The organism is Streptomyces antarcticus, assembly GCF_026627255.1.
Taxonomy (GTDB): Bacteria; Actinomycetota; Actinomycetes; order Streptomycetales; family Streptomycetaceae; genus Streptomyces; species Streptomyces antarcticus.
Genome location: NZ_JAPNLM010000012.1, coordinates 1 through 26660 on the forward strand (window position 1 = coordinate 1; position 26660 = coordinate 26660).

Here is a 26660-nt window from a genome sequence, read left to right on the forward strand (position 1 = left end):
GATCGCCGTCAGACCCTCGCGGATGTCCTCGCCGGCGAGGTTGTCGTCCTTCTCCCGCAGGAACTTCTTCTCCCGCGCGTAACGGTTCACCAGCCCGGTCAGCGCCGCACGGAAACCCTCCTCGTGCGTGCCGCCCTCGTGCGTGTGGATCGTGTTCGCGAAGGAGTAGACCCCCTCCGTGTACTGCGAGTTCCACTGCATCGCGATCTGGACCGAGAGCATGCGCTCCTTGTCCTCGGCCTCGACGTCGATGACCGTCGGGTGGATCAGCTCGCCCTTGCGCGAGTTGAGGTACTTCACGAAGTCGACGATGCCGCCCTCGTAGTGGTACTTCACCGTGCGCGCCGGGGGCTCGGCCGCGTCCACGTCCGGGTCGTCCGCGCCGACCGTCGCCTTCGCCGACTCCCGCTCGTCCGTCAGCGACAGGGTCAGGCCCTTGTTGAGGAAGGCCATCTCCTGGAAGCGCCGGGAGAGCGTCTCGAAGGAGTACTCGGTCGTCTCGAAGATGTCGGCGTCGGCCCAGAACGTCACCGACGTGCCGGTCTCGCCGGTCTCCTCGTTCTTCGCGAGCTCCGCGGTCGGGGCGCCGAGCTTGTAGTCCTGGGTCCAGCGGAAGCCGTCACGCCGGACCTCGACCGCGACCCGCTTGGACAGCGCGTTCACGACGGAGACGCCCACGCCGTGCAGACCGCCCGAGACGGCGTAGCCGCCGCCGCCGAACTTGCCCCCCGCGTGCAGGACGGTCAGCACGACCTCGACGGCCGGCTTGCCCTCGGAGGGCACGATGTCGACCGGGATGCCGCGGCCGTTGTCGACGACCTTCACCCCGCCGTCGGCGAGGATCGTCACGTCGATGGTGTCCGCGTGCCCGGCCAGCGCCTCGTCGACCGAGTTGTCGACGACCTCGTAGACGAGGTGGTGCAGACCGCGCTCACCCGTCGATCCGATGTACATGCCGGGCCGCTTGCGGACCGCGTCCAGGCCCTCCAGGACCTGGATGTTGCTTCCGGTATACGAAGATCCACCTGCCTCGGCGGCCTCGCCGCCGGCGGTGGACTCGTTCTTGTCGTTGGGGTTGCCGGAATCGGCCACGAAGCGCCCTTTCTGGCACAGCACAGGCCGTACTCCGGGCCAGCAGGCATGCGAGCGGGAGCGGCTGCGTCGATCTGCGTTTGTCAGCGTGTTGTCGGCGTAAGTCGACGGGATCCCGCGATCGGGCGGGATTGGCTCCAGTCTACCGGTACCGCCGACATGAATGGGGGTTTGCCGGTACCTGAGTCCGCATGTGCCGCCCTGAACCTCCTCTCTCCGACTCCCCATATACGGGAAGGGGCTCAAAGAGGCTCACACGGGCGTCCAGCGCTTCGGGCTGTCAACCTCCCGCTACCGTGAGGGACGCCACGCGCGCACCGCCGCCCAGGGCCGGGTTCCGGCGGCACGCGGCACCGCCTACCGCCCCTCCCGCACAGGGAAACGGGCGGGGGACCGGGGGCGGGTGACCGGCTCGGCGGGCCGCCGAGGCGCGCCGCCGAGACCGGATGCGGGCCGCCGGGACCGGATGCGCGCCGCCGACGGTGGCCGAACCCGCCGAGGGCCGCCCCCGCCGAGTGTGCCGTCGGCACGGGCCGGGAGGCCGGCTCAGCCGTAGGTGTCCCCCGGGCCCTTGCTCCCGGGCGCCCGCCACGGCCCGTACCCCTTGGGCCGTCCGCCGGGGCCCTGTACCTTGATCATCCGTACCGTGCCCTGCCCCAGGTCCGCGTTGAGCCGCGCGACCAGCTGCGGGGCCAGCAGCTTCAGCTGCGCCGCCCACGCCGAGGAATCGCACCGCACGACCAGTTCACGGTCCTCGTAGCGTTCCGGTTCACAGTGCGCGGCGATGTCCGGGCCGACGATCTCCGGCCAGCGCTCCATCACTCCCGCCACCGCCATCGGCATCTCCCAGCCGCGCTCCGTGCGCAGCCGGTCCAGCGCCGCCATCAGCGGCATCGGATCCCGGCCGTCCGCCCGCGCGCCCGAGCGCAGCCCCGGCTGGTGCTGGCGCCTGCGGCCACCGCCCGCCGCGTTGCCACGGGCACGCGCCTGCTCGCGCGCCGCCGCCAGGGCCTGGCGGGCCAGGTCCACCCCGGACGCCTCCGGAACCTTGCGCGGCTCCTGGCCGGCCCGGGGGCCGTCTCCCTGATCGTTCACAGCCGGGTCACCTCACCGCCGGACACTCCGAACCGCGCTCCCGCAAGCACGCCCGGAACGTCATCGTCCACTGCCGCCGTCACCAGGACCTGCTCGCCCGGTGCCACCAGCTCCGCCAGCCGCTCCCGGCGCCGCGCGTCCAGCTCCGCGAAGACGTCGTCCAGGATCAGCACGGGCTCGCTGCCCTCCGAGCGCAGCAGCTCGTACGAGGCCAGGCGCAGCGCCAGCGCGTACGACCACGACTCCCCGTGGCTGGCGTACCCCTTCGCCGGCAGCTCGCCCAGCCGCAGCAGCACGTCGTCGCGGTGCGGGCCGACCAGGGTCACCCCCCGCTCGATCTCCTGTTTGCGCACCTCGGCCAGCGCTGCCAGCAGGGCCTCGTACAGCGCCTCACGGGTCCGCGCGGCGCCGCCGTCCACGGCCTCGGCCGACTCGGCCGACTCGGCCGCCGCGCCCGCCGAGGACTTGTACGCCATGCCGAGCGGGCCGCCGCCGGGCGCGAGCTGCTCGTACGCCTTGTCCGCCAGCGGCAGCAGCGTCGCGATCAGGTCCAGGCGGTGCGCCAGCAGCTCCGCGCCCGTGCGCGCCAGGTGCTGGTCCCACACGTCGAGGGTGGACAGGTCCATCGAGCGGCCGCCGTGCCGGCGGGCCATCGCCGCGGACTTCAGCAGGGTGTTGCGCTGCTTGAGGACCCGCTCGTAGTCGGACCGGACCGCCGCCATGCGCGGCGAGCGCGCGGTGACGAGCTCGTCCAGGAACCGCCGCCGCTCCCCCGGATCGCCCTTGACCAGGGCCAGGTCCTCCGGCGCGAACAGCACCGTACGGACGATCCCCAGCACGTCCCGCGGCCGGACCTGCGAGGAGCGGTTGATCCGGGCCCGGTTCGCCCGCCCCGGGTTCAGCTCCAGCTCGACCAGCTGCCGGCGCTCGCCCTGGGTGAGGGCGGCGCGGATGACCGCCCGCTCCGCGCCCATCCGCACGAGCGGGGCGTCCGAGGAGACCCGGTGGCTGCCGAGGGTCGCCAGATAGCCGATCGCCTCGACGAGATTGGTCTTGCCCTGGCCGTTGGGCCCCACGAAAGCGGTGACGCCCGGGTCGAGGGGTACCTCGGCCCGGGCGTACGAGCGGAAGTCGGCCAACGAGAGATGCGAAACATGCATGCGGCGCCGACCTCCCCCGGCTTCCTGCTGTTCTGTGCTCTGTGGTGCTGTGGTGCTGTGGGGCTTGTGGTGCTGCTACACCTTCTCGACCGCGTGGCCGCCGAACTGGTTGCGCAGCGCGGCGATCATCTTCATCTGCGGGGAGTCGTCCTGGCGCGAGGCGAACCGCGCGAAGAGCGAGGCGGTGATGGCCGGCAGGGGAACGGCGTTGTCGATCGCCGCCTCCACGGTCCAGCGGCCCTCGCCCGAGTCCTGCGCGAAGCCGCGCAGCTGTTCCAGGTGCTCGTCCTCGTCGAGGGCGTTCACGGCCAGGTCCAGCAGCCAGGAGCGGATGACGGTGCCTTCCTGCCAGGAGCGGAAGACCTCGCGGACGTCGGTGACCGAGTCGACCTTCTCCAGGAGCTCCCAGCCCTCGGCGTAGGCCTGCATCATGGCGTACTCGATGCCGTTGTGGACCATCTTGGCGAAGTGGCCCGCGCCTACCTTGCCGGCGTGTACGGCGCCGAACTCGCCCTCGGGCTTCAGGGCGTCGAAGACCGGCTGTACGCGGGCCACGTCGTCCGCGGCGCCGCCGAACATGAGGGCGTAGCCGTTCTCCAGGCCCCAGACGCCGCCGGAGACTCCGCAGTCGACGAAGCCGATGCCCTTGGCGGCGAGCTCCGCCGCGTGCTTCTCGTCGTCGGTCCAGCGCGAGTTGCCGCCGTCGACGACGACGTCGCCGGGGGAGAGCAGCTCGGCGAGTTCGTCGACGGTGGACTGGGTCGCCGCGCCTGCCGGGACCATCACCCACACCACGCGGGGGGCCTGCAGGCTGTCCACGAGTTCCCGCAGGCTGTGGACATCGGCGAGGTCCGGGCTGCGGTCGTATCCGATGACGGTGTGGCCTGCGCGGCGAATGCGCTCGCGCATGTTGCCGCCCATCTTGCCGAGACCGACGAGACCAAGCTCCATCAGGTGGTTCCTTAAGCGTTGTGGCCGTCTGTACCGGGGGTCCCCTGCTTCCCGGAGACACCCCCGGCCCCGAGCCTACGCCGGGCCGCGCTTCGCGGCTTCATGGGGCGCACGGGGCGCGGAACGCGGTCAGGCCCGGTCCCGCGGACTGCGAAACCGGGCCTGACCTGTGAAGAATCAACCGGAGAGGCGCACCGGCATGATCAGGTACTTGTACGCCTCGTCCGCTTCGGCGTCGACCGCGGGGCGGCCGCTGAGCAGCGCCGGCTTGGTGGACGTGGTGAAGCTGAGCTGGGCGGCGGGCGAGTCGATCGCGCTCAGGCCGTCCAGCAGGAAGGTCGGGTTGAAGGCGATCGAGATGTCGTCGCCCTCGAGCTTGGCGTCGACGCGCTCCACAGCCTGTGCGTCGTCGCTGGACCCGGCCTCCAGGATGAGCACGCCCTGCTCGAAGCTGAGCCGGACGGGGGTGTTGCGCTCGGCGACCAGGGCCACGCGCTTGACGGCCTCGACGAACGGGGCGGTCTCGATCACGGCGATGGAGTTGAACTCGGTCGGGAAGAGCGTGCGGTACTTCGGCAGGTCGCCTTCGAGCAGCCGGGTGGTGGTGCGGCGGCCGGCGCCCTCGAAGCCGATCAGGCCCTCGCCCTGGCCGGAGCCGGAGAGCGCCAAAGTGACGGTGTCACCGCTGGTCAGGGACTTGGCGGTGTCCAGGAGGGTCTTCGCGGGCACCAAGGCCACGGCGGAGGCCTCCGGGTCCTCGGGCTTCCACAGGAACTCGCGGACCGCGAAGCGGTAGCGGTCGGTGGAGGCCAGGGTGACCCGGTCGCCCTCGATCTCGATGCGGACGCCGGTCAGCACGGGCAGCGTGTCGTCACGGCCGGCGGCGATGGCGACCTGGGCGGCGGCGGAGGCGAAGACCTCGCCGGGCACGGTGCCGGTCGCGGTCGGCATCTGCGGCAACGCCGGGTACTCCTCCACAGGCAGGGTGTGGAGTGTGAACCGCGAGGAGCCGCAGACCACGGTCGCCCGTACACCGTCTGTGGAAATCTCCACCGGCCGGTTGGGGAGGGCCCGGCAGATGTCGGCGAGCAGCCGGCCGGACACCAGGACCGTGCCGTCCTCCTCGACGTCCGCCTCGACGGAGACCCGGGCCGAGACCTCGTAGTCGAAGCCGGAGAGGCTCAGCTTGCCCTCCTCGGCCTTCAGCAGAAGGCCCGCGAGAACGGGGACCGGCGGCCGGGCCGGGAGGCTGCGGGCCGTCCAGGCCACCGCCTCCGCGAGTACGTCGCGCTCCACCCGGATCTTCACCGGAACCGCCTCCTGCTGTTGCTCGCTCGTCTGCCGGCCTTCGTCGTCGGCTCGTCGATGCCTCGACCGATGCCGGGGACCAGTCTGACGTACGGCGCCGACAGTCGGTGCGGCCGGCGGTCAAGTCGGGAGCGAGGTGTCGGCGAGCCCGTCCGCCGAGTTGTGCACAGGACCCGCTTGAAAACCGAATCCGAGCTAACTCTCTATGGGGGTAGTAGTAGGGGCTGTGGATACAGTGGATAAAACCGTTTCCGCAGGTCAGACCCCTTTTTTTATCCACCGGGCCTGTGGGCGGCACCGGTGGACAACCCGGTGTCCCTGTGGAGAACGAAAAGTTCTGCACAGGCTGTCCCCAGGAGAGCCCCACTACTCCACAGGTGTGTCCCCAGCTTTCCCCCGGTACTCCACAACCCAAACGTCCACCTCCGTGTGACCGCTTTCACTCGGGGCGGTGAGAAGGGGTGGCGCGTTGCCGAACAGTGGACAACGGTGTGGAGAAGTCCTCGGATCCTGTGCACAGGATCGGCGAAGCTGTGGGCCGCCGGTGGACAGAGGCGTGGAAAGTCCTGTGGACGAAATATTTGTCCACAGCCTGTGGATGACGTTTGTGCACAATTCCACAGGGTGCTGACCTGCCCTGATGACCCCTCACCCCGCGCCCCTGTGGACAGATTGTGGGTGACGGATCCTGTCCCCAGGCTGTGGACGGAAGAAAGTCCGTGAATCTGTGGATGACTTGCTCCGTTGGGGGCGTATTCGAACAGGCCAGGGGCGCGCGGACGAAGAAGGGCGCCCCCGTTGTGGTCCGGAAGCGCCCTCTGTGTGCGTGTGAAGGGGCCCTGGCACCGCTCCCGCGGGCCCGTCTCAGGCGTTCTTGATGCGGTTGGTGAGCTCCGTGACCTGGTTGTAGATGGAGCGGCGCTCGGCCATCAGGGCGCGGATCTTGCGGTCCGCGTGCATGACGGTGGTGTGGTCGCGTCCGCCGAACTGCGCCCCGATCTTGGGCAGGGAGAGGTCGGTCAGCTCCCGGCACAGGTACATGGCGATCTGCCGGGCGGTCACCAGGACCCGGCTGCGGGAGGACCCGCAGAGGTCGTCCACCGTCAGCCCGAAGTAGTCCGCGGTGGCCGCCATGATGTCCGAGGCGGTGATCTCGGGCGCGCTGTCCTCACCGCCCGGGATGAGGTTCTTGAGGACGTCTTCGGTGAGGCCGAGGTCGACCGGCTGCCGGTTCAGGCTCGCGAAGGCCGTGACCCGGATCAGCGCCCCCTCCAGCTCGCGGATGTTGCGCGAGATGCGGGAGGCGATGAACTCCAGTACCTCCGGCGGGGCGTTGAGCTGCTCCTGGACGGCCTTCTTCCGAAGGATCGCGATACGGGTCTCCAGCTCGGGCGGCTGGACGTCGGTGATCAGGCCCCACTCGAAGCGGTTGCGGAGCCGGTCCTCCAGGGTGACGAGCTGCTTGGGCGGCCGGTCGGAGGAGAGCACGATCTGCTTGTTGGCGTTGTGGAGCGTATTGAAGGTGTGGAAGAACTCCTCCTGCGTCGACTCCTTGCTCGCGAGGAACTGGATGTCGTCGACCAGCAGGATGTCCATCTCCCGGTACCGCTTGCGGAAGGCGTCGCCCTTGCCGTCGCGGATGGAGTTGATGAACTCGTTGGTGAACTCCTCTGAGCTCACGTACCGCACGCGGGTTCCCGGGTACAGGCTGCGCGCGTAGTGCCCGATGGCGTGCAGGAGGTGGGTCTTGCCGAGGCCCGACTCGCCATAGATGAAGAGGGGGTTGTACGCCTTGGCGGGCGCCTCGGCGACGGCCACGGCGGCGGCGTGCGCGAAGCGGTTGGAAGCGCCGATGACGAAGGTGTCGAACAGGTACTTGGGGTTCAGCCGGGCGGTCGGCTCCAGCGGGCCCGAGGTCGAGCCGCCGGACGAGCCCGGCGACGAGGGCCGGCCCTGGGGCTGGCGCGGCGCCGGCTGCTCGTACTTCTGCTGCTCGTATTGATGGGACTGCCGCGACTGCTGGGGCTCGTACGGGGACTGCTCGTACTTCTGCTGCTCGTACGAGCCCTGGTCGTAGCCCGAGGGCTCGGACTGCTGGAGGTAGCCGGGCTGCGGGGAGGCGTACGGGTCCCGCTCGGGGAAGCCGCCGAGGCGCGGCTGCTGCCAGCCGTAGTCGTCCTGCTGTCCGCCGCGGGGCCAGGAGCCGGGCTCGGGGCGCGGCTGCTGGTAGTCCGGGTAGGCGGGGCGGGCGGTGGGGAGCTGGTCGTCGGAGCCGCCGCCGGAGCGCTGGCCGCCGTACGGCTCGTATCCTTCGCGCTGCTGGACGGGCTGGGCGGGGGGCGCGGGCTCGCCCGCGGAGTCGTCCACGGTGATGGCGATGCGGATGGGGCGGCCGCATTCACGGCTCAGTGCGTCGCTGATCAGCGGGGCGAGGCGGCCTTCGAGGACGCGCTTGCCCCATTCGTTGGGGACGGCGAGCAGGGCGGTGTCGGCGACGAGGGCCAGGGGCTGACACCGCTCGACCCACTGCTTGTCCTTGGGTTCGATCCCCGGCTGTCCCTCCCCGAGGAGCTTTTCAAGCACCCTTGGCCACACTGCGGCAAGATCGGCGGGTACGTCAGCCACAGAGCACGCTCTCTCACGGGGGTCCCACGAATGTGTGGTTCTTTGGGACGGTCGGGGCAAAAAATCCGGGGTCAGTCAACGGTAGTCAGGGCGACGGGTACGGTTCAAGTCGTTGTCCACAGCCTGTGCACAGTGTGGGGCACCGCCGCCTCGGTTTGACCGGATGGCGTAGCCGCGCGTACCGTAACGAGGTCGAGTTGTCGATGGCTGCTGCCGCCTGCCTACCGATGGGCGAAGATCACGAGTCGTGATCGTTTGCGGTGCCACTCGAGCGGTCACGCGAATTTCCTTCGTGGGCGCACGGTGACAGCCAGGCGATGTCCCGCCACAACGATTCATTCTCTGGAGCCCCCGAGTGAGCAAGCGCACCTTCCAGCCGAACAACCGCCGTCGTGCCAAGACCCACGGCTTCCGTCTCCGGATGCGTACCCGTGCCGGTCGCGCGATCCTGGCGAACCGCCGTGGCAAGGGCCGCGCCACCCTTTCCGCGTAACCGATAAGCGCAGGTCGTGACGTCGTGCTGTCTCCCGAAAATCGGCTGAGGCGGCGCGAGGACTTCGCGAGCGCGGTACGCCGAGGGCGTCGGGCCGGTCGCCCGCTCCTCGTCGTACACCTACGTACCAGCGGTGCAACGGACCCGCACGAGTCGGGGGAGATCGATCCCTCGACGCGTGCGGGTTTCGTCGTCAGCAAGGCCGTGGGCAACGCCGTCGTCCGTAACCGGGTGAAGCGCCGTTTGCGCCATCTTGTCCGCGAGCGGCTGTCCCAGCTGCCCGCCGGTAGCCTGGTGGTGGTGCGTGCGTTGCCCGGAGCGGGTGACGCCGGCCCCGACGAACTGGCCCGGGACCTGGATGCCGCTCTGACGCGGCTCCTGGGAGGCGTCGCTCGATGAAGTACCCGCTGCTCGCTTTGATCAAGCTGTACCAGTGGACGATCAGTCCGCTGCTCGGCCCGGTGTGCCGGTACTACCCCTCGTGTTCGCACTACGGGTACGCGGCCATCGACCGGCATGGTGCGGTGAAGGGGACGGTCCTGACCGCCTGGCGGATCCTGCGGTGCAATCCGTGGTCCCCGGGCGGCGTGGACCACGTCCCACCCCGTAAACGCCCGCGTTGGCACGAGCAGCTGCGCAGTGCGTTGCGTAGATCTCGCAATGCTCAAGGAGCCTGATTAGTGGACACGATTGCCGGTCTGTTCAGCTTTATCACCACACCCGTCTCGTGGATCATCGTCCAGTTCCACAGCGTCTATGGCGCGGTCTTCGGACCGGACAGTGGGTGGGCCTGGGGCCTGTCCATCGTGTCCTTGGTGATCCTGATCCGTATCTGCCTGATCCCGCTCTTCGTGAAGCAGATCAAGGCGACGCGTGGCATGCAGGCGCTCCAGCCGAAGATGAAGGTGATCCAGGAGCGCTACAAGAACGACAAGCAGCGTCAGTCCGAAGAGATGATGAAGCTGTACAAGGAGACGGGTACCAACCCGCTCTCCTCGTGCCTTCCCATCCTGGCGCAGTCGCCGTTCTTCTTCGCGCTTTACCACGTGCTCGCCAGCATCGCCAACGGCGACACCATCGGCGTCATCAACAAGTCGCTGCTGGAGAGCGCCCGCCAGGCGCACATCTTCGGCGCCCCGCTGGCGGCCAAGTTCACGGACAGCGCCGAGAAGGTCGCCGGCCTGGACGCCTCGATCACCAACGTGCGCATCGTGACCGCCGTCATGATCGTCCTGATGTCGCTGTCGCAGTTCTACACGCAGCGCCAGCTGATGCAGAAGAACGTCGACCTGTCGGTCAAGACGCCGTTCATGCAGCAGCAGAAGATGCTGATGTACATCTTCCCGCTGATCTTCGCGGTCATGGGCATCAACTTCCCCGTCGGTGTCCTCGTCTACTGGCTCACCACGAACGTCTGGACCATGGGTCAGCAGATGTACGTGATCAACCAGAACCCGACGCCGGGCAGCATGGCGCAGGACCAGTACCTGACCCGTCTGCTGAAGCACATCAGCGCGAACGGTGACGTCAAGGGCCGTAGCAAGAAGAAGATCGTCGCGGGGATCGTGGCCAAGGGCCCGGACCGCAACGACAACGAGCGCAAGTTCATCAACGCGCTGACGAAGCAGGGCCTGGCCGCCCAGCCGGACGGTTCCGTGTCCAAGAGTGTCGAGGCCACGGCAGACTCCGACGCGGCGAGCGGCGGTGCCGCGAAGCGGCAGCAGCCGAAGCGCCAGTCGAAATCGCAGCGCCAGACGCCCACCAAGCCCTCTCCCAAGAAGTAAGAAGGAGTCCCTCCCGTGACGGAAGGCACCACCACCGCCGCCGCTGAGGGTGGCGACACCCTGACCCGCCTCGAGCAGGAGGGCGAGATCGCGGCCGACTACCTCGAGGGTCTCCTGGACATCGCCGACCTGGACGGGGACATCGACATGGACGTCGAGGCCGACCGGGCCGCGGTGTCGATCGTCAGCGACTCGGCCACCGGCGACCTGCACAAGCTCGTGGGCCGCGAGGGTGAGGTCTTGGAGGCTCTCCAGGAACTGACGCGCCTTGCCGTGCACCGGGAGACCGGTGACCGCAGCCGGCTGATGCTGGACATCGACGGCTTCCGCGCGAAGAAGCGCGAGGAGCTGGCGGCGCTGGGCGCCCAGGCCGCGCTGGACGTGAAGGCGTCCGGTGAGCCCCTGAAGCTGGCGCCCATGACCCCGTTCGAGCGGAAGGTCGTCCACGACGCGGTGGCGGCCGCCGGCCTGCGCAGCGAGTCCGAGGGCGAGGAGCCGCAGCGCTTCGTCGTGGTACTCCCCGCCTGACCGGTAGCGCGAGTGTTCGGCCCCGTCTGTGTCGCAGGCGGGGCCGATGTTTGTCAGCCTGGCATGTGAATAACGCACCATCTTGAAGACGTGGTTCTTCAGAACCATGCGGTACGGAAGGACGGTCCCCGTGACGGAGGCAGCTGAGCTTCCCCCGGCGCCTGAAGAGGCGCGCGCGGTGTTCGGTGAGTTTTTCCCGGAAGCTGTGCGCTATGCGGAGCTGCTGGCCGATGCGGGTGTCAAGCGGGGCCTGATCGGGCCACGCGAGGTGCCGCGGCTGTGGGAGCGGCACCTGCTGAACTGCGCTGTGCTGTCGGAAGTGGTGCCACAGAACGTCACCGTGTGCGACGTGGGCTCGGGTGCCGGGCTGCCGGGCATCCCGCTGGCCCTGGTGCGGCGTGATCTCAAGATCACGCTGCTTGAGCCGCTGCTGCGGCGGACGACCTTCCTTCAGGAAGCCGTGGAGCTTCTCGGCCTCGACCACGTCACGGTGGTGCGCGGGCGGGCCGAGGAGGTCCTCGGCAAGCTGCAGCCGGTACACGTGGTGACGGCGCGCGCGGTCGCTCCGTTGGACCGGCTGGCCGGCTGGGGCGTACCCCTGCTGCGGCCCTACGGGGAGATGCTGGCGCTCAAGGGCGACACCGCCGACGAGGAGCTGGTGGCGGCGAAGGTCGCGCTGGCCAAGCTCGGTGTGGTGAAGACCTCGGTGCTCCAGGTGGGCGAGGGTGTCGTGGATCCGCTGTCGACGGTGGTGCGGGTCGAGGTCGGAGAGAGCCCCGGTGGGGTGAGGTTCGCGGCCAAGCGGGCTAAGGCCGCCCGGGTAGGGCGCGTCCGTCGTCGCCGTTGACCAGGGTGCTCAAGGGGCTCGGCCGGGAAATTTTGCCGGTGTTGAGCCCTATAGGTATGGATTTCGGAGTGTCGTAGCAGCCTGAAGACTCCGTCCGGGCATCGTGTTTCACGTGAAACGTCGCTCTCTGCTGCACGGAATCATCAGCCGCGGTCGGGCGGCTGCGGCCCCTCGCTCCCGCAAGGACGCGAGGGGGACGGAGTTGTCCACATCGGGGGATTCATCCACAGGAGTACGGGCCCCGCTGGTTCGCGACCCGGGTGACATGGGAGGCTCTGTGCATCGCGAGCCTGCTGCCGAGGAGAGTGACACCGTGCGGTCCGACGCCAACCTCGCGGGGCCGATGGCCGATCCGGTCCCCGGTCCCCGCTCTGAATCCGCGGGGGAGGATGTTTCACGTGAAACATCGCCTCCGCCCCTTGTAGACAACGACACCCCGATCGGCCGAGCCGCCCAGCTGGCGGTCGAGGCGATGGGGCGGGCCGGTGAGGGACTTCCCCGGCCCGACCAGACCCGGATCATCGTGGTCGCCAACCAGAAGGGCGGGGTGGGCAAGACCACCACGACCGTCAACATGGCCGCCTCGCTGGCACTGCACGGTGCACGGGTCCTGGTGATCGACCTCGACCCGCAGGGCAACGCGTCCACGGCGCTGGGCATCGATCACCACGCGGATGTGCCGTCGATCTACGACGTGCTCGTCGACAGCCGGCCGCTGCTCGAAGTGGTCCAGCCGGTGGCGGACGTGGAGGGCCTCTTCTGTGCTCCGGCCACGATCGACCTGGCGGGCGCCGAGATCGAGCTGGTATCGCTCGTGGCGCGTGAGAGCCGGCTTCAGCGGGCGATCCAGGCGTACGAGCAGCCGCTCGACTACATCCTGATCGACTGCCCGCCCTCGCTGGGTCTGCTGACCGTGAACGCGCTGGTGGCAGGGGCGGAGGTGCTGATCCCGATCCAGTGTGAGTACTACGCGCTGGAGGGGCTGGGCCAGCTGCTGCGCAACGTCGACCTGGTGCGCGCCCACCTGAATCCGGCACTGCACGTCTCGACGATCCTGCTGACGATGTACGACGGCAGGACCCGGCTGGCCTCGCAGGTGGCGGAGGAGGTGCGCACCCACTTCGGCAAGGAGGTGCTGCGCACCAGCATCCCGCGGTCGGTGCGCATCTCCGAGGCACCGAGCTACGGGCAGACGGTTCTCACGTACGACCCGGGTTCCAGCGGCTCCCTCTCCTACTTGGAGGCGGCGCGCGAGGTGGCGTATCGCGGGGTTGGAATGCATTACGAAGCCCAGCCCGCCCACCTGGGCACGGGCATGAAGAGCACGCAGAGTGTGGCGGAGGGGATCCAGTGAGTGAGCGACGTAGGGGTCTGGGACGGGGAATCGGTGCGCTGATCCCCGCGGCTCCGCAGGAGAAGACACCGCCGGTGATCGGCGCCGGGTCGACATCGCCGTCGGCGGTACCGGTGCTGACCTCGGAGCGCGGGATCGCTGCGGCGAAGCTCGCCGCGCTGCCGCAGGCCGATGTTTCACGTGAAACACCGCTCGCCATTGTTCCGGAGCAGGCGGATCCGGTGCCTCAGGAAGCCAACGCGGTGGCGGGAGCCACGTTCGCGGAGCTTCCGATGGACTCGATTACGCCGAACCCCCGGCAGCCGCGCGATGTGTTCGACGAGGACGCGCTCGCCGAGCTGGTGACCTCCATCCAGGAGGTGGGCCTGCTCCAGCCGGTGGTCGTGAGGCAGGCAGCTCCCGGTCGCTATGAGCTGATCATGGGCGAGCGGCGCTGGCGCGCCTGCCGCGAGGCCGGGTTGGAGAGCATTCCGGCGATCATCCGGGCCACGGATGACGAGAAGCTGCTGCTGGACGCGCTGCTGGAGAACCTGCACCGGGCGCAGCTGAATCCGCTGGAAGAGGCCGCGGCGTACGACCAGCTGCTCCGGGACTTCAACTGCACCCACGACCAGCTGGCCGACCGGATCGGGCGTTCCCGTCCGCAGGTGTCCAACACCCTGCGGCTGCTGAAGCTCCCGCCGTCGGTGCAGCGCAGGGTGGCCGCAGGCGTGCTGTCAGCGGGGCACGCGCGGGCCCTGCTGGCGGTGGACGACTCCGAAGTACAGGACCGGCTGGCGCACCGGATCGTGGCCGAGGGGCTTTCGGTACGGGCGATTGAGGAGATCGTGACGCTGATGGCGTCGGAGCCTTTGAGCCCGGTCAAGCCGAAGGGACCGCGGGCCGGTACGCGGGTGGCTCCGGCGCTCAACGAGCTGGCGACGCGCCTGTCGGACCGGTTCGAGACGCGGGTGAAGGTCGACCTAGGGCAGAAGAAGGGCAAGATCACCGTCGAGTTCGCCTCGATGGAGGATCTGGAGCGGATCCTCGGAACGCTGGCACCGGGCGAGGGCCGGGTGCTGGAGCAGGGGACTTCCGGGGAGTGATCCCCCGGACACAGGGGCGGACCGCGCTGGTGGCAACCGGTGTGGTCCGCCCCTTCGCCGTGCCCGGCCCGGCGCGCTGACCTGTCGAAGAAGCAGGGGGCTGTGGATACGATGCGCTCATGGGTCGTCGGCTGGTACCGCTCACGCTGGACAACCTCTCGGACCTGCCCCGGCGTTGCCGGTCCTGTGTGTTCTGGGAGCTGGATCCGGTCAGCGGGGAAGCCGCCGTCAAGGCGGGGACCGCGGCGCCGGAGAAGGAGGCCTGGATCTCGGCCGTCCTCCTGGAATGGGGATCGTGCGGCCGTGTGGTCTACGTGGACGAGGTCCCGGTGGGGTTCGTGCTGTACGCGCCGCCGGCGTACGTGCCGCGTGCCACGTCGTTCCCGACCAGTCCGGTCTCACCCGACGCCGTGCAGCTGATCACCTCGTGGATCATGCCGGGGTATCAAGGGCAGGGTCTGGGGCGGGTGATGGTCCAGACGGTGGCGAAGGATCTGCTGCGCCGGGGGTTCCGGGCGATCGAGGCTTTCGGGGACGCCCGGTGGGAGGGCCCGGCCTGCCTGCTGCCAGCGGACCACCTGCTCGCGGTGGGCTTCAAGACCGTACGGCCCCATCCGGTGCATCCCCGGTTGCGGCTGGAGCTGCGCTCCACGCTGTCGTGGAAGGAAGACGTGGAGATGGCGCTGGACCGGCTGCTCGGCGGGGCGCGCAAGGAGCCGGCCCTGCGCCCGCTGTGATCCGGAAAGCGAAACGGGGCCACCCCAGGGGCGGCCCCGTTTCACGTGAAACATCGTGACCGTCAGGCGGTCTCGACTCAGACGGCCTTGACTCAGGCGGTCTTGATCTCGACGAAGTCGGAGAGGTCGCGCAGGATGGCGGCCTTCGGCTTGGCTCCGACGATGGTCTTGGCGACCTCGCCACCCTGGTAGACGTTCAGGGTGGGGATGGACATGACGCCGTACTTGGCAGCCGTGGCCGGGTTCTCGTCGATGTTCAGCTTGACGATCTCGATCTGGTCACCGTACTCGGCGGCGATGGCCTCGAGGGACGGCGCGATCTGACGGCACGGTCCGCACCAGGCGGCCCAGAAGTCCACCAGTACGGGCTTGTCGCTCTTGAGGACCTCGGCGTCGAAGTCAGCGTCGGTCACGTTCTTGAGGGTGCCGGCCACAGCGGCCTCCTTCTTCATTCCTGCGGGGTGTGGGGTGGGGGCTGGTACGGGTGTCAGACCGTTGCGTGCGCCTTCTCGGCGTCCGCGAGGGCGGCGAGGAAGCGCTCGGCGTCGAGAGCGGCGGAACAGCCGGTGCCGGCGGCCGTGATGGCCTGACGGTAAGTGTGGTCCACGACGTCGCCGGCACCGAAGACGCCGGTGACGTTCGTCCGCGTGGACGGGGCGGTGACCTTGAGGTAGCCCTCGTCGTCGAGCTCCAGCTGGTCCTTGAACAGCTCGGTGCGCGGGTCGTGGCCGACGGCGATGAAGAGGCCGGTCACGGGCAGCTCGGAGGTCTCACCGGTCTTGGTGTTGCGCAGGGTGAGGCCGGAGAGCTTCTGCTCGCCGTGGATCTCGGCCACCTCGCTGTCCCAGGCGAACTTGATCTTAGGGTCGGCGAAGGCCCGGTCCTGCATGGCCTTCGAGGCGCGCAGGCTGTCGCGGCGGTGGACGATCGTGACGGACTTGGCGAACCGGGAGAGGAAGGTCGCTTCCTCGATCGCGGTGTCGCCGCCGCCGACGACGGCGATGTCGTGGTCCTTGAAGAAGAACCCGTCGCACGTGGCGCACCAGGACACGCCGCGTCCGGAGAGCGCGTCCTCGTTGGGAAGGCCGAGCTTGCGGTGCTGCGAACCGGTGGTGACGATGACGGCCTTGGCGCGGTGCACGGTGCCGGCGGTGTCGGTGACGGTCTTGATCTCACCGGCGAGGTCCACGGACACGATGTCGTCCGGGACCAGTTCGGCGCCGAAGCGCTCGGCCTGGCCGCGCATGTTGTCCATCAGATCCGGCCCCATGATGCCGTCCTGGAAGCCGGGGAAGTTCTCCACCTCGGTGGTGTTCATCAGGGCGCCACCGGCGGTGACCGCGCCTTCGAAGACAAGGGGCTTGAGCGAAGCGCGTGCGGTGTACAGGGCAGCCGTGTAACCGGCCGGCCCGGATCCGATGATGATCACGTTTCGAACGTCGCTCACGGGTTTCTTCCTCGTCTCTGCGGACTGCTTTTGCCTACCGGGGGCCGGTGCGGACTCTCACCCCACCCAACGGATCCTAAGGCGCATGCATTCCCCGGCCGTGCCGCGATCCCGCGGTGTCAGTTTCGCGGGTAGGTGCTCGACATCAGGAGCTTCCCGGGGGCGGTCTGTCCGGCGGACTCGCAGGCGGTTTCGACGAGGTAGGCGTCGACGCGGGTGGCGTCGCCCGGGTGCGGGAGGACCAGGAGGTAGACCGGTGCCCCCCGGTAGCTGCCGCGCTCGGCTGCGAGCGGAGTGTCGGGGCGGCCGGTGCCGTTCTGGACACACGCGGGGACGGTGGCGGCCACGCGGTCACCGCTGCCCGCGACCCCGGGGCCCGGAGAGGTGTTCTCCATCCCGTAGGTGTTGTTCTGCTCCTGTGGGGCCGTCTTGGCGCCCGGGCCGGAGGCCAGGAGCTGGCGGACGCTGTCCGGGAGGCCTTGGACGGTGTAGGTCCCGTCCTCCGCGGGGGCCTGAGCCGTCGAGGACGCCGCGTCGCCGCGGGCGGCGGTGCTCTGTGCGGGCGGGCCCGACAGATCGGCGAACAGGAAGATTCCGAGGGCGCACGCGGCCGCTCCGGCCAGGCCCGTGATGACGGCGATCCGGCGACGGGCGCGGCGGCGGCCGGGGCCGCTTGAGCCGACCGGGTGACCGGAGGGTCGACGGGCCCCCGTCGCGGGGGTCGTGCCGGTCGGTGTTTCACGTGGAACACCGCCGTCCACGGAGTCGGTCCGGGTCACGGCGGAGGAGGGGACCGGTGGCTTCGCGGCATCGAGGAGTGCCTCGGCGGCGAGGGCGGCGTCGATGCGTCCGGCGATGTCTACGGGCATCCGGGCGGGGCCGGGGAGGGTGCCGAGCAGGCCGCGGATCTCGTCCAGGGAAGTGCGCACATCCGCACACAGGGAGCAGTCGCCGAGATGCCGGCGGACCTCGGTGGTGCGCGAGGGAGAGAGAAGTCCTTCAGCCAGGTCGGAGATCTCCGAGACGTCCGGGTGCCTGGTCGTGCCGTTCGTGGGGCTCACGGTCGTCCACCTCCGCCCTTCACAGCGTCTGGGTCTGGATGCCTGGGTTCTGCCGCTGGTGTGACGGATGGGCCCGGCGTCCGGTTCCCTCCCCGCTTGGCGACGGTGTTATCCCCGGCATTCGTGCGCAGATGAGTGAGGAGCGGCACCAGTTTGGCCCGGCCCCGCGCGCACCGGCTCTTCACCGTCCCAGTGGGTACGTCGAGGATGTGGGCTGCCTCGGCGACGGGGTAGCCCTGCATGTCGACGAGGACCAGTGCGGCCCGCTGTTCGGCCGGCAGGGTGCCCAGGGCGGCCAGGAGCTGCCGATGGAGGTCCTCGCGCTCTGCGGGGGCCTCGGCGGACTCGTGGGGCTCCAGGAGCCGCTCCAGGCGGTCCGTGTCGTCCAGGGGTGCGGTCTTGCGGGAGGCGGCCTTGCGTGCGCGGTCGAGGCAGGCGTTCACGGTGATGCGGTGCAGCCAGGTCGTGACGGCGGATTCCCCGCGGAAGGTGTGCGCGGCCCGGTAGGCGGAGACGAGGGCGTCCTGTACCGCGTCGGCGGCCTCCTCGCGGTCGCCGAGGGTGCGCAGGGCCACGGCCCACAGCCGGTCGCGGTGACGCCGTACGAGCTCACCGAAGGCATCCGGGTCGCCGGCCACGTGCCGGGCGAGCAGGTCGCGGTCGGTGTCCGAGCGGGGGTCGTCAGCGGCGGGCCTCATGATTCCCCTCCCCTGGTCGGATCCGTGCAGGTATTGAATCGGGTTTGCCACGGAAAGTAAACGACGGGAATCGGGCATTTCAGTCATGATCGTCCGGTGCCACGGCCCGTCGGCCAAGAGGCGAATGCATTCCCGTTCTCCCTGTGGCACCGCTGATCGACGGGTGCCTCCGGGAAATGCGTTCGCCGCCTTCATGCCCTCGGGCGGTGGGTCGGAACCCGCCGCCGGTCGGCTGTGCCCGGCGCCGCGAACAAGGAGGCGGAGTCCAGGACGGGGCCAGGAAGAGGACTCGCTCCGCTGCGGGCGCACTACGGGGCGGGGCTGTGGGAATACTGCTCCCACAGCCCCGAATTTCTTTCCCGGATACTCCGGCCGCTATGAACGGCGCGAGAACGAGACGTTCGTGATGGCCTGCTTGTAGCCGGACCCGCTGAATTCATAGGCGCCGGACTTCGGCATGGCGGTGATCCACAGGACCACGTAGCGCGTATTGACCGGAGTCTCGGTGGCGAGGTCGAGCTTCTTTCCGGAGGTCTTGCCAGTGGCGATCTTCCGCATGGCACTGATCGGCGTCGCCGACGACAGGCTGTTGGTCGCGTAGAGGGTGGCCGTGGTGTGGTCGCCGCCGAACTGGAACGCTATCGACGCGGCGTTGACGCCCTGCTCGGAGCCCAGGTCGTAGGCGATGCCGACGCCCGCCTTGAAGGAGGTGTCCATCTCGGGACCGTCGTTGTAGCGCTTGGTCCGCCAGTACGACGTGGGGTCGTTGTCGTGGCTGTTCGCGACATCCTCGGCGTTCTGCGCGACTCCGTCCGGGAAGTATTCCGCGGCGTCCTTGACGGGGAGCGGGACCGGTGCGGCCTTCGGGTCGTCGCCGGTCTTGTCAGGCTCGTCGTCCTGGGTGGTGCCGGTGTCGCTCGGGCTCCTGTGGTCCAGAAGCGTGTCGGCGAGCTGCCAGCTGCCCAGTCCGAGTGCGGCGATCAGAAGAGCGGCGACGCCCCACTTGAGGGCCCGGCCGGTACGGCTCTGCAGCGGGGGCGGAGGGACGACCACGACCGTCGGGGAGGCGGGTGCGCCGGAAGGCGTGGGCCGGCCGTAGCTGCCCTGCTGGTACGTCGTGTGCTGGTATTCGGGCGGAGCCGTGAAGGTGGGCTCCGGCGGCCGGATGCGGGGCATCGCGGCGACGGCCTTGGCCAGTTCCTCCGGGGTGGTGCAGGCGGGTTCCTGGCGGGAGGCGGTCGCCCCGTCGTTGGCGAGCGCGCGCATGGCGAGCTCACCCAGGCTGCGGTGGACACCCGCGCGCACCTGGTCGGGTGCGATCAGGCCCACGCCCTTGGGCAGGCCGGTGAGTCCGTAGGCATCGTTCTCGTAGGGCCAGCGCTGGGTCAGGGCGGCGTAAAGGAGCGCCCCGATGGCCTCGGTGTCGGCGCGCTGCGGGGTCTCGCTGGTGATGCCGCGCAGAGCGGCGTTCACGGCGAGGCCGCGGATGCGGTACTGGCCCGAGGAAGTGCGCAGTATGGCGCTCGGCGTCAGCCGCAGATGGGCGAGGCCTTCGCGGTGCGCGGCGGTCATCGCCTGGGAGATCTGGCTGACGAGCTGGTAGGCCTCGTGGGCCTCCAGCGGGCCGGCGGCCAGCAGGGCGGTGAGCTCGGTGGCGTCGGGCAGCCACTCGTGGACGACGTAGACGAGGTCGTTCTCCTCCACGGCGTCGAGGACCTGGACGAACCGGGGGTCGCCGAGGAGGGCCGAGGAACGGGCCGCTGCCAGCACGGAGCGGGCCCGAGGGTGGTCGGCGGGCAGCAAGTGGACGCCCACGGCCCGGCGCAGCTTCTCGTCCATCGCACGCCAGCTACTGAATCCGTCCACACGGGTGACGCATTCCTCGAGGCGGTAGCGTCTGGCGAGCTTGTGGCCGCTGTGAAGTTCGGGGGCGGCCGCGGGGGCCGCGCTGATCCGGTCGCCGTCCTTTTCGAGCACAGGTCCGTCCGCGGCTCGTCCGTTCTGGGTGTCCACCCCGTCGGCCGTGGCCTTGGCCGCACCTGCGGCCAGCGGCTCTTCGCCGCTGTTGTCGGCCACGTCGACGGCAGCCGTGCTACGTTCCGCCACCGTCGGTTCCGCCTCCCCATCCGTTGCGCGCTGTAGGCCAGTCTGCGAAGCCATGCCAATTGTGCCCACAGTCCGACGCTATGCACGACACGCGATGGGGCCCGACGGTTGTGCGCATCAGCGCCCCAAACGTCCGCGGACCATCCCGACCATCGCGTTGAGCTCTTCGATCCGCATCCGCTTGGCGGCGATGAGGAACACCGCCGCCAGGGCGATTCCGCCGGCGACCAGGGCGGCGGCCGAGCCGATGACGCCGCTGCCGAGCCACTGGGTGACTCCGTAGGCGACGGCCCCCGCCACCGCGGCGGCGGGGACGCACGCGCCGGTGAGGCGGGCGTAGGTACGCATGACGTGGGCGCCGTCGAGGTCGCCGCCGAGCCGGTTGCGCAGCCGGCGCCAGGCTACGCCGACGCCGACGGCGTAGCCGAGGCCGTAGGCGGCGGCCATGCCGACGACGGCCCAGCGCGCGGGGAGGACGAAGAAGGAGGCCACGGAACCCGCCGCGTTGACGGCGGCCACGATGACCGTGTTGTAGAAGGGCGTCCGGGTGTCCTCGTAGGCGTAGAAGCCGCGCAGGACGACGTACTGGACGGAGTACGGGATCAGTCCGAGGCCGAAGGCCATCAGGACGTAGCCGATGTTCTGGGCGCCGGAGCCGGAGCCCGCGTAGAGCAGGGTCGCCATGGGGACGCCGAGCGCGAGGAACGCGAAGGCGCAGGGCACGATCGCGACGGCGGAGGTGCGCAGCCCGTACGAGATGTCGTCGCGCACGGCCGCGGCGTCGCCGTCGTGGGCCGAGCGGGAGATGCGGGGGAGGACGGCCGTCATGACGGAGACGGTGATGATGGCCTGCGGCATCTGCCAGAGCAGCAGCGCGTAGTTGTAGGCGGTGATGCCCGTACCGGGGTGGCCCTGCTTCTCCGCGACCGAGCCGGCCCAGGTGGCGAGCTGGGTCACGACGACGAGGCCGACCTGGTTGGCGAGGACGAAGAAGAACGTCCACTTGGCCAGGCGGGCGGCCTTGCCGAGTCCGTGGCCCTTCCAGTCGAAGCGCAGGCGGGGGGTGAATCCGGCGTCGCGCAGGTACGGCAGCATCGCGAGGGCCTGGACGGTCAGGCCCAGCAGGGTGCCCAGGCCCAGCAGGCGCACGCCGTCTGCGGTGACGGTGGTGGCGTTGACGCCGGAAGTGGTGAAGCCGCCGAACGCCCAGATGAAGGCGCCGAAGGTGGCGATGACGACGATGTTGTTGAGGACCGGGGTCCACATCATCGCGCCGAACCGGCCCCGGGCGTTCAGGATCTGACCGAGGACCACGTGGACGCCCATGAAGAACATGGTGGGCAGGCAGTAGCGGGCGAAGGCGACCGCGACGTCCATCTGCTGGGGGTCGGAGGCGATCTTCGGCGACATCATCGTGATGAACACGGGTGCGGCCAGCACGCAGACGGTGGTGATCGCGGCGAGCAGCACCACGACGAGCGTCAGCAGCCGGTTGGCGTACGCCTGTCCGCCGTCGCTGTCGTTCTTCATGGCCCGGACGAGCTGGGGGATGAAGACCGCGTTGAGCGCGCCGCCGCCGACCAGCACGTAGATCATCGTGGGCAGGGTGTTGGCGATCTGGTACGTGTCGTTGAAGGTGCCGACGCCGATGGCACCGGCGATGACCAGGGTCCGCAGGAACCCGGTGATGCGGGAGACGATCGTGCCGGCGGCCATCAGCGCGCTGGACTTGAGCAGGCTGGACGCCCGCCCGGCCGGCTTGGCGGGCGCCGGGGCCGCCACGGGAGCCTCCTCCGCGGGGGTGCGGGGGGCGGCCTCCTGGTCCCTGTAGAGGTGCGCGAAGGCGTCCGGTGCGGGCTGCTGGTCGGCGGCCTTGGTCACGAGTGAGTCCACGCCCACGAACTGGGTGGTGGTCGCGTGATCTCCGTACGGGAGGTGCCTCGACGGGCCGTCCGGCTCGGGCGGCGGCGTCTGGGCCCAGACGCGTGGGTCGGGGGAGTACGAGGGTGCGGATGGGGCCGCGTAGAGCGGGCCGGGCTCCTGGAAGGTGCCGGGCGGCGGCGGGGGGTGCGAGGCCCGGTCGTAGAGGACCTCGGCGACGGGGTCCTGGGCCGACAGGTCCTGCGACCGGTACGGGTCGTAGTCGTAGGCTCCCTGGACATACGGGTCGTGATCAGGTGCGGGCGCGGGCGCGGGAACCTGCCCGGGCACCGGGGTGCCCGGGGCAGTGCCCTGGCTGGGCGCGGGCCCACCAGTGCCCTGCGCGCGGTCACCGTCGTACGGCGCGTTCATCGAAACCCCACCTCATCGTCCCCAGGCCGACCGGCCACGGCGTCGCTCAACGGTCCACTGTCTCACCCGTGCCGGACACGTCGGTGCTTTGCGGTCCGGTGTCCGTGGACTCGTCACTCGGCTGCGTGCTCTCCTCGGCGGCCGCGCGTGCCGCGACGCGCTTGCGGCTGGCGTACATCTTGATGCCCGCCAGGACGAGGAGGAGCACACCGCCGGCGATGACGAGCATGACGGTGGGAGTGATTTCGGTGGCCTCGACGGTGAAGGTGCGTGCCTTGCCGTAGGGGACGCCGTCCGTGGTGAAGAGCTGAGCGGTGACCTCGACCGGGCCGCTCGCCGTGGCGTTCGCGATGAACTTTACGGTCTGGCTGTGCCCGCCCTGGACCGTGACCTCCTGCTCGTCCTGGCCCCCGTCGCCGAACATCAGGCGGGTCGGGTTCGCCGACTTCACCCGCAGGACCAGGTTGTGGACGTCCTGCACGAGGCTGTTCTGGACGCTGACCGGGATGGTGGCGCTGTGGCCGGACAGGGTGGCGTCGGACTTGGGGATGACCTTGACCTTCTCCGTCAGGCCGATCAGGTACTCCTGCGCCTGGTCCCGGTAGAGCCGGGCCTCCTCCGGGCGTCCGCGCCACGAGGTGGACATCTCACGGTTGGTGGTGTTGCCGAACGGAATCTCCACGCGGTCGGGCGCGGCGAGGATGACCTTGAAGTGGTCGAGGGTGTTCTGCGTGGTGCGGATCTTCTCGAACGCCGACACCGGCAGCTCCTGCTTGCGCAGGGCCTCCGGGTACTCCCCCGCGCCCGGTACCTGGGTGGCGGCGCCGGGGTCGGGCTTGGCCGCGGCGGCGGACTCGAGGTCGCCGGGCTGGGTCCAGCGGCCCGCCTGGAGGCTGCGCAGGGCGAGGGCCATGGAGTTCGCCTGGCTGGCGGACGGCATCCGCTGCGGGGCGACGACGAAGCTGCGCTGCTCGTCGGTCTTCTGCAGGTTGAGGGCCAGGCTCTGGGCGAGGAACCGCTGCACGGCGAGCGTGGAGTTCTCAGCCCGCAGCATGTCGCCTTCGAAGGCGGTGGAGAGCTCCTCGTCCGCCACGACCGCCGTGGTGCCCGCGCCGATGGGCCGGGCGGCGGAGGGGGTGTAGCCGAGGGCCCCGGTCTCCGTGAGGCTGTCGCTGCGGGTGAGGACGTTGTGGGCGCCGGCCGAGGTGGCGACGTTGACGATCGACGGGTCGATGGCGCCGTTCACGGGCCAGGAGAAATCGGTGGAGGCCGGAACGTGCAGGACGGTCTCGACGGCGTCCTTCGCCTTGTCGGTGGCGGGCCGGAGCTGGCCCAGGGTCCCCGACACGTCCTTGCCCTGGTGGGCCAGGGAGGCGAGGTCGGGGTCGGCGAAGGGCAGCGCGACGACCTTCTTACCCTGGACGGCGGCTTCCAGCGCGCTCAGCCACTGCTCGGCGACGGCCTTCTTCTTGCCCTGGACGGTCTTCCCGTCGGGACCGCGGACCCGGTAGCCCTTGGTCATCGCGTCGACCGTGAAGAGCAGATCGGGGTCGATCACCCAGGTGACGGGGAGGTCCTTGCCGAGGGCGACCATCTGGCCCAGGCGGCCACCGGGCTCCAGCTCGGCGGCGAGCGAGTCGTCGAGGAAGACGGGGGTCTGCAGCTCGTCGGAGCCGGTCTCCGCGGTCACCCGGGTATGGGCGATCAGCGGCCACGCGAAGGTCAGGCTGGAGCGCTTGGCGGCGGCATCCGGCTGCCAGGGCAGGAAGGTCCGCTTGATGCCGAGCACCTGTTCGGAGGGCCGCCGGTCGGTCGCCCCGGACAGCGAGACACCGAGCTGGTAGACGCCGTCCTTGTCCAGCTCCAGCTTGTTCACCGGGACCGTGAGGGTGAAGTCCTGGCCCGCCTTCGAGGGCAGCGAGGGGATCTTCACGGCGTAGGCCGGGTCGATCTCGCCCGGGTCCGTGCCGGCCCGGAAACCGCTGCGGTCCGCCACGTCGTCGATGGAGGCCCGGTCAGCCAGTGCGGGCCCGACCCGCAGCCCCACGTGGGCGTCGGTGATCGTGTCGGAGCCGTTGTTGACCACGGTGCCGGAGATGGTGAGGTTGTCGCCCTTGACCGGGGCCGCGGGGGCCATGGACGTCAGCTGGACATCGACCGAGGGTCCCGGGGCCGCCTGGGCCTCGGGGGCGGGTGAGTAGACCAGAGCGGCCAGCACGGGCGTTCCCGCGAGCAGGACAACCGCCCGTCGCAGCCATCGGCGCCGGACAGGGGCGGGGGACGCCCCCTGGATCTCTGCCGCCTCGGCCACGCGTTAGCCCGTTCCTCGAAGTGTCTGTGGTCGTCGTCTGTGCGTCCACTGATGGTAACGAGACCCGCTGTGCGCGAGTGCCGCGTCTTGCTCCACATGATCGGCTCCGTCCCGGGGCGGTTGTGTACCGGGGTGGCCACAAAACGGGGAAGCCCGGGCCGGGCAGGCCACGTACCCTTTTCTGTTGTGCCGAAAGCCAACGAAGACAACCCCAGTGCCCTGAGTCAGGTGCAGCGCCGCGCGGTGAGCGAACTGCTGCGGATCGCCCCTGTCGCCGACGAGCTCGGCCGCCGTTTCCAGCAGGCGGGCTTCCGCCTCGCCCTGGTCGGCGGGTCCGTCCGCGACGCGCTGCTGGAGCGTCTCGGCAACGATCTCGACTTCACCACCGATGCCCGCCCCGAGGACGTGCTGAAGATCGTCCGGCCTTGGGCCGACTCCGTGTGGGACGTCGGCATCGCCTTCGGCACCGTCGGGTCGCAGAAGGACGGCTTCCAGATCGAGGTGACCACCTACCGCTCGGAGGCGTACGACCGCACGTCCCGCAAGCCGGAGGTCTCCTACGGCGACTCCATCGAGGAAGACCTGGTCAGGCGCGACTTCACGGTCAATGCCATGGCTCTGGCCCTGCCGGAACAGGAGTTCATCGACCCGCACGGCGGCCTGGAGGACCTGGCCGCGGGAGTCCTCCGCACGCCCGGCACCCCCGAGGACTCCTTCTCCGACGACCCGCTGCGCATGCTGCGGGCGGCCCGGTTCGCGGCGCAGCTGGACTTCGAGGTCGCCCCGGATGTCGTGGCGGCGATGAAGGCCATGTCCGACCGGATCGAGATCGTCTCGGCGGAGCGGGTGCAGGGCGAGCTGAACAAACTGATCCTCGCCACCCATCCGCGAAAGGGCCTGGGTCTGCTCGTGGACACCGGGCTGGCGGACCGGGTGCTGCCCGAGCTGCCCGCGCTGCGGCTGGAGAGTGACGAACACCACCGGCACAAGGACGTCTACGACCACTCGTTGATCGTGCTGGAACAGGCGATCGCCCTGGAGGAGGACGGACCGGACCTCGTGCTGCGGCTTGCTGCCCTGCTGCACGACATCGGCAAGCCCCGCACCCGCCGCTTCGAGAGCGACGGCCGGGTCTCCTTCCACCACCACGAGGTGGTGGGCGCGAAGATGACCAAGAAGCGCCTCACGGCGCTGAAGTACTCCAACGACATGATCAAGGACGTGTCCCGGCTGGTGGAGCTGCACCTGCGCTTCCACGGCTACGGAGACGGGGAATGGACCGACTCGGCGGTGCGGCGCTACGTCCGCGACGCGGGGCCGCTGCTGGAGCGTCTCCACAAGCTGACCCGGTCCGACTGCACCACGCGGAACAAGCGGAAGGCCAACGCCCTCTCCCGGACCTACGACGGACTGGAGGAGCGCATCGCACAGCTGCAGGAGCAGGAGCAGCTGGACGCGATCCGGCCCGACCTGGACGGCAACGAGATCATGCAGGTGCTGGACATCGGCCCGGGCCCGGTCATCGGCCAGGCGTACGCGTTCCTGATGGAGCTGCGCCTCGAGAACGGCCCGATGGAGCGCGAGGCGGCCGTCGCCGCGCTCAAGGAGTGGTGGGCCTCACAGGCCTGAGGCAGGACAGCCCCTGCTGCTGTTTCACGTGAAACAGCGACGCGTGCGGGGGCCGGC

23 protein-coding genes are annotated in these 26660 nt (G+C 69.7%); 10 read left to right on the plus strand and 13 right to left on the minus strand.

What is annotated here, in order from left to right:
* The 6 genes from OTB16_RS19105 to dnaA form a co-directional block, all read right to left on the minus strand.
* The coding region (locus tag OTB16_RS19105) for an ATP-binding protein (RefSeq protein WP_324290858.1) at positions 1-1116 on the minus strand (1116 nt) is incomplete at its 3' end.
* A gap of 522 nt (positions 1117-1638) precedes the next feature.
* A complete protein-coding gene (locus tag OTB16_RS19110; RefSeq protein WP_267721440.1) occupies positions 1639-2187 on the minus strand; it encodes a DciA family protein in 549 nt (182 codons plus the stop codon).
* Positions 2184-3347 (minus strand): DNA replication/repair protein RecF, encoded by a 1164-nt coding sequence (recF, locus tag OTB16_RS19115; protein ID WP_267721441.1) that lies wholly within the window; start codon positions 3345-3347, stop codon positions 2184-2186. The genes OTB16_RS19110 and recF overlap by 4 nt, the downstream gene beginning before the upstream one ends.
* A gap of 75 nt (positions 3348-3422) precedes the next feature.
* Complete coding sequence (gnd, locus tag OTB16_RS19120) at positions 3423-4298, minus strand: phosphogluconate dehydrogenase (NAD(+)-dependent, decarboxylating) (protein ID WP_267721442.1); 876 nt, start codon at positions 4296-4298, stop codon at positions 3423-3425.
* Positions 4299-4475: 177 nt separating this feature from the next.
* On the minus strand, positions 4476-5606 hold the full coding sequence (gene dnaN / locus OTB16_RS19125; protein ID WP_267721443.1) for a DNA polymerase III subunit beta: 1131 nt from the start codon (positions 5604-5606) through the stop codon (positions 4476-4478).
* An 864-nt stretch (positions 5607-6470) separates the two neighbouring features.
* A complete protein-coding gene (gene dnaA, locus OTB16_RS19130) occupies positions 6471-8231 on the minus strand; it encodes a chromosomal replication initiator protein DnaA (protein WP_267721444.1) in 1761 nt (586 codons plus the stop codon).
* 355 nt (positions 8232-8586) lie between these two features.
* Between dnaA and rpmH the strand changes: the two genes are divergently transcribed.
* From rpmH to OTB16_RS19175, 9 genes are all read left to right on the plus strand, one after another.
* A complete protein-coding gene (gene rpmH / locus OTB16_RS19135; protein ID WP_267721445.1) occupies positions 8587-8724 on the plus strand; it encodes a 50S ribosomal protein L34 in 138 nt (45 codons plus the stop codon).
* Between the two features lie 24 nt (positions 8725-8748).
* Positions 8749-9123: a ribonuclease P protein component gene (gene rnpA / locus OTB16_RS19140; RefSeq protein ID WP_267721446.1), complete on the plus strand. Its 375-nt coding sequence runs from the start codon at positions 8749-8751 to the stop codon at positions 9121-9123.
* Complete coding sequence (gene yidD / locus OTB16_RS19145) at positions 9120-9401, plus strand: membrane protein insertion efficiency factor YidD (RefSeq protein ID WP_078904056.1); 282 nt, start codon at positions 9120-9122, stop codon at positions 9399-9401. The genes rnpA and yidD overlap by 4 nt, the downstream gene beginning before the upstream one ends.
* Positions 9402-9404: 3 nt before the next feature.
* Positions 9405-10508, plus strand: a complete 1104-nt coding sequence (gene yidC / locus OTB16_RS19150; RefSeq protein WP_267721447.1) for a membrane protein insertase YidC — start codon at positions 9405-9407, stop codon at positions 10506-10508.
* A gap of 15 nt (positions 10509-10523) precedes the next feature.
* Entirely contained in the window at positions 10524-11036 is a 513-nt protein-coding gene (locus OTB16_RS19155) for a Jag family protein (protein WP_267721448.1), read from the plus strand.
* A 106-nt stretch (positions 11037-11142) separates the two neighbouring features.
* Entirely contained in the window at positions 11143-11883 is a 741-nt protein-coding gene (gene rsmG, locus OTB16_RS19160) for a 16S rRNA (guanine(527)-N(7))-methyltransferase RsmG (RefSeq protein ID WP_267721668.1), read from the plus strand.
* Between the two features lie 265 nt (positions 11884-12148).
* A complete protein-coding gene (locus tag OTB16_RS19165) occupies positions 12149-13237 on the plus strand; it encodes a ParA family protein (RefSeq protein ID WP_269286275.1) in 1089 nt (362 codons plus the stop codon).
* Positions 13234-14322 carry a ParB/RepB/Spo0J family partition protein gene (locus OTB16_RS19170; RefSeq protein WP_267721449.1) on the plus strand — a complete coding sequence of 363 codons (1089 nt, stop codon included), beginning with the start codon at positions 13234-13236 and terminating at the stop codon, positions 14320-14322. Before OTB16_RS19165 ends, OTB16_RS19170 begins: the two co-directional genes overlap by 4 nt.
* A gap of 119 nt (positions 14323-14441) precedes the next feature.
* Positions 14442-15059 (plus strand): GNAT family N-acetyltransferase, encoded by a 618-nt coding sequence (locus OTB16_RS19175; RefSeq protein WP_267721450.1) that lies wholly within the window; start codon positions 14442-14444, stop codon positions 15057-15059.
* Between the two features lie 92 nt (positions 15060-15151).
* Here the strand turns inward: OTB16_RS19175 and trxA are convergent, their stop codons facing one another.
* From trxA to OTB16_RS19210, 7 genes are all read right to left on the minus strand, one after another.
* Positions 15152-15493, minus strand: a complete 342-nt coding sequence (gene trxA / locus OTB16_RS19180) for a thioredoxin (RefSeq protein WP_267721451.1) — start codon at positions 15491-15493, stop codon at positions 15152-15154.
* A gap of 53 nt (positions 15494-15546) precedes the next feature.
* A complete protein-coding gene (gene trxB, locus OTB16_RS19185; protein ID WP_267721452.1) occupies positions 15547-16506 on the minus strand; it encodes a thioredoxin-disulfide reductase in 960 nt (319 codons plus the stop codon).
* A 119-nt stretch (positions 16507-16625) separates the two neighbouring features.
* A complete protein-coding gene (locus OTB16_RS19190; protein ID WP_267721453.1) occupies positions 16626-17567 on the minus strand; it encodes a zf-HC2 domain-containing protein in 942 nt (313 codons plus the stop codon).
* On the minus strand, positions 17564-18265 hold the full coding sequence (sigM, locus tag OTB16_RS19195) for an RNA polymerase sigma factor SigM (protein WP_267721454.1): 702 nt from the start codon (positions 18263-18265) through the stop codon (positions 17564-17566). Before sigM ends, OTB16_RS19190 begins: the two co-directional genes overlap by 4 nt.
* 375 nt (positions 18266-18640) lie before the next feature.
* Positions 18641-20371 carry a protein kinase family protein gene (locus OTB16_RS19200; protein WP_267721455.1) on the minus strand — a complete coding sequence of 577 codons (1731 nt, stop codon included), beginning with the start codon at positions 20369-20371 and terminating at the stop codon, positions 18641-18643.
* A gap of 117 nt (positions 20372-20488) precedes the next feature.
* Positions 20489-22663, minus strand: a complete 2175-nt coding sequence (gene murJ, locus OTB16_RS19205; RefSeq protein WP_267721456.1) for a murein biosynthesis integral membrane protein MurJ — start codon at positions 22661-22663, stop codon at positions 20489-20491.
* A 46-nt stretch (positions 22664-22709) separates the two neighbouring features.
* The gene (locus OTB16_RS19210) at positions 22710-24974 is read right to left on the minus strand and encodes a DUF6049 family protein (RefSeq protein WP_267721457.1); all 2265 of its coding nucleotides are present in this window, start codon (positions 24972-24974) and stop codon (positions 22710-22712) included.
* A 186-nt stretch (positions 24975-25160) separates the two neighbouring features.
* Between OTB16_RS19210 and OTB16_RS19215 the strand changes: the two genes are divergently transcribed.
* On the plus strand, positions 25161-26603 hold the full coding sequence (locus OTB16_RS19215; protein ID WP_267721458.1) for a CCA tRNA nucleotidyltransferase: 1443 nt from the start codon (positions 25161-25163) through the stop codon (positions 26601-26603).
* Positions 26604-26660: the final 57 nt, after the last annotated feature.

Bases quoted from the DNA above. Each gene is read 5' to 3' on its own strand.
- recF (WP_267721441.1), bottom strand. From the start codon at position 3,347: ATGCATGTTTCGCATCTCTCGTTGGCCGACTTCCGCTCGTACGCCCGG.
- gnd (WP_267721442.1), bottom strand. From the start codon at position 4,298: ATGGAGCTTGGTCTCGTCGGTCTCGGCAAGATGGGCGGCAACATGCGC.
- yidD (WP_078904056.1), top strand. From the start codon at position 9,120: ATGAAGTACCCGCTGCTCGCTTTGATCAAGCTGTACCAGTGGACGATC.
- rsmG (WP_267721668.1), top strand. From the start codon at position 11,143: ATGCGGTACGGAAGGACGGTCCCCGTGACGGAGGCAGCTGAGCTTCCC.
- OTB16_RS19165 (WP_269286275.1), top strand. From the start codon at position 12,149: ATGGGAGGCTCTGTGCATCGCGAGCCTGCTGCCGAGGAGAGTGACACC.
- OTB16_RS19175 (WP_267721450.1), top strand. From the start codon at position 14,442: ATGGGTCGTCGGCTGGTACCGCTCACGCTGGACAACCTCTCGGACCTG.
- sigM (WP_267721454.1), bottom strand. From the start codon at position 18,265: ATGAGGCCCGCCGCTGACGACCCCCGCTCGGACACCGACCGCGACCTG.
- murJ (WP_267721456.1), bottom strand. From the start codon at position 22,663: ATGAACGCGCCGTACGACGGTGACCGCGCGCAGGGCACTGGTGGGCCC.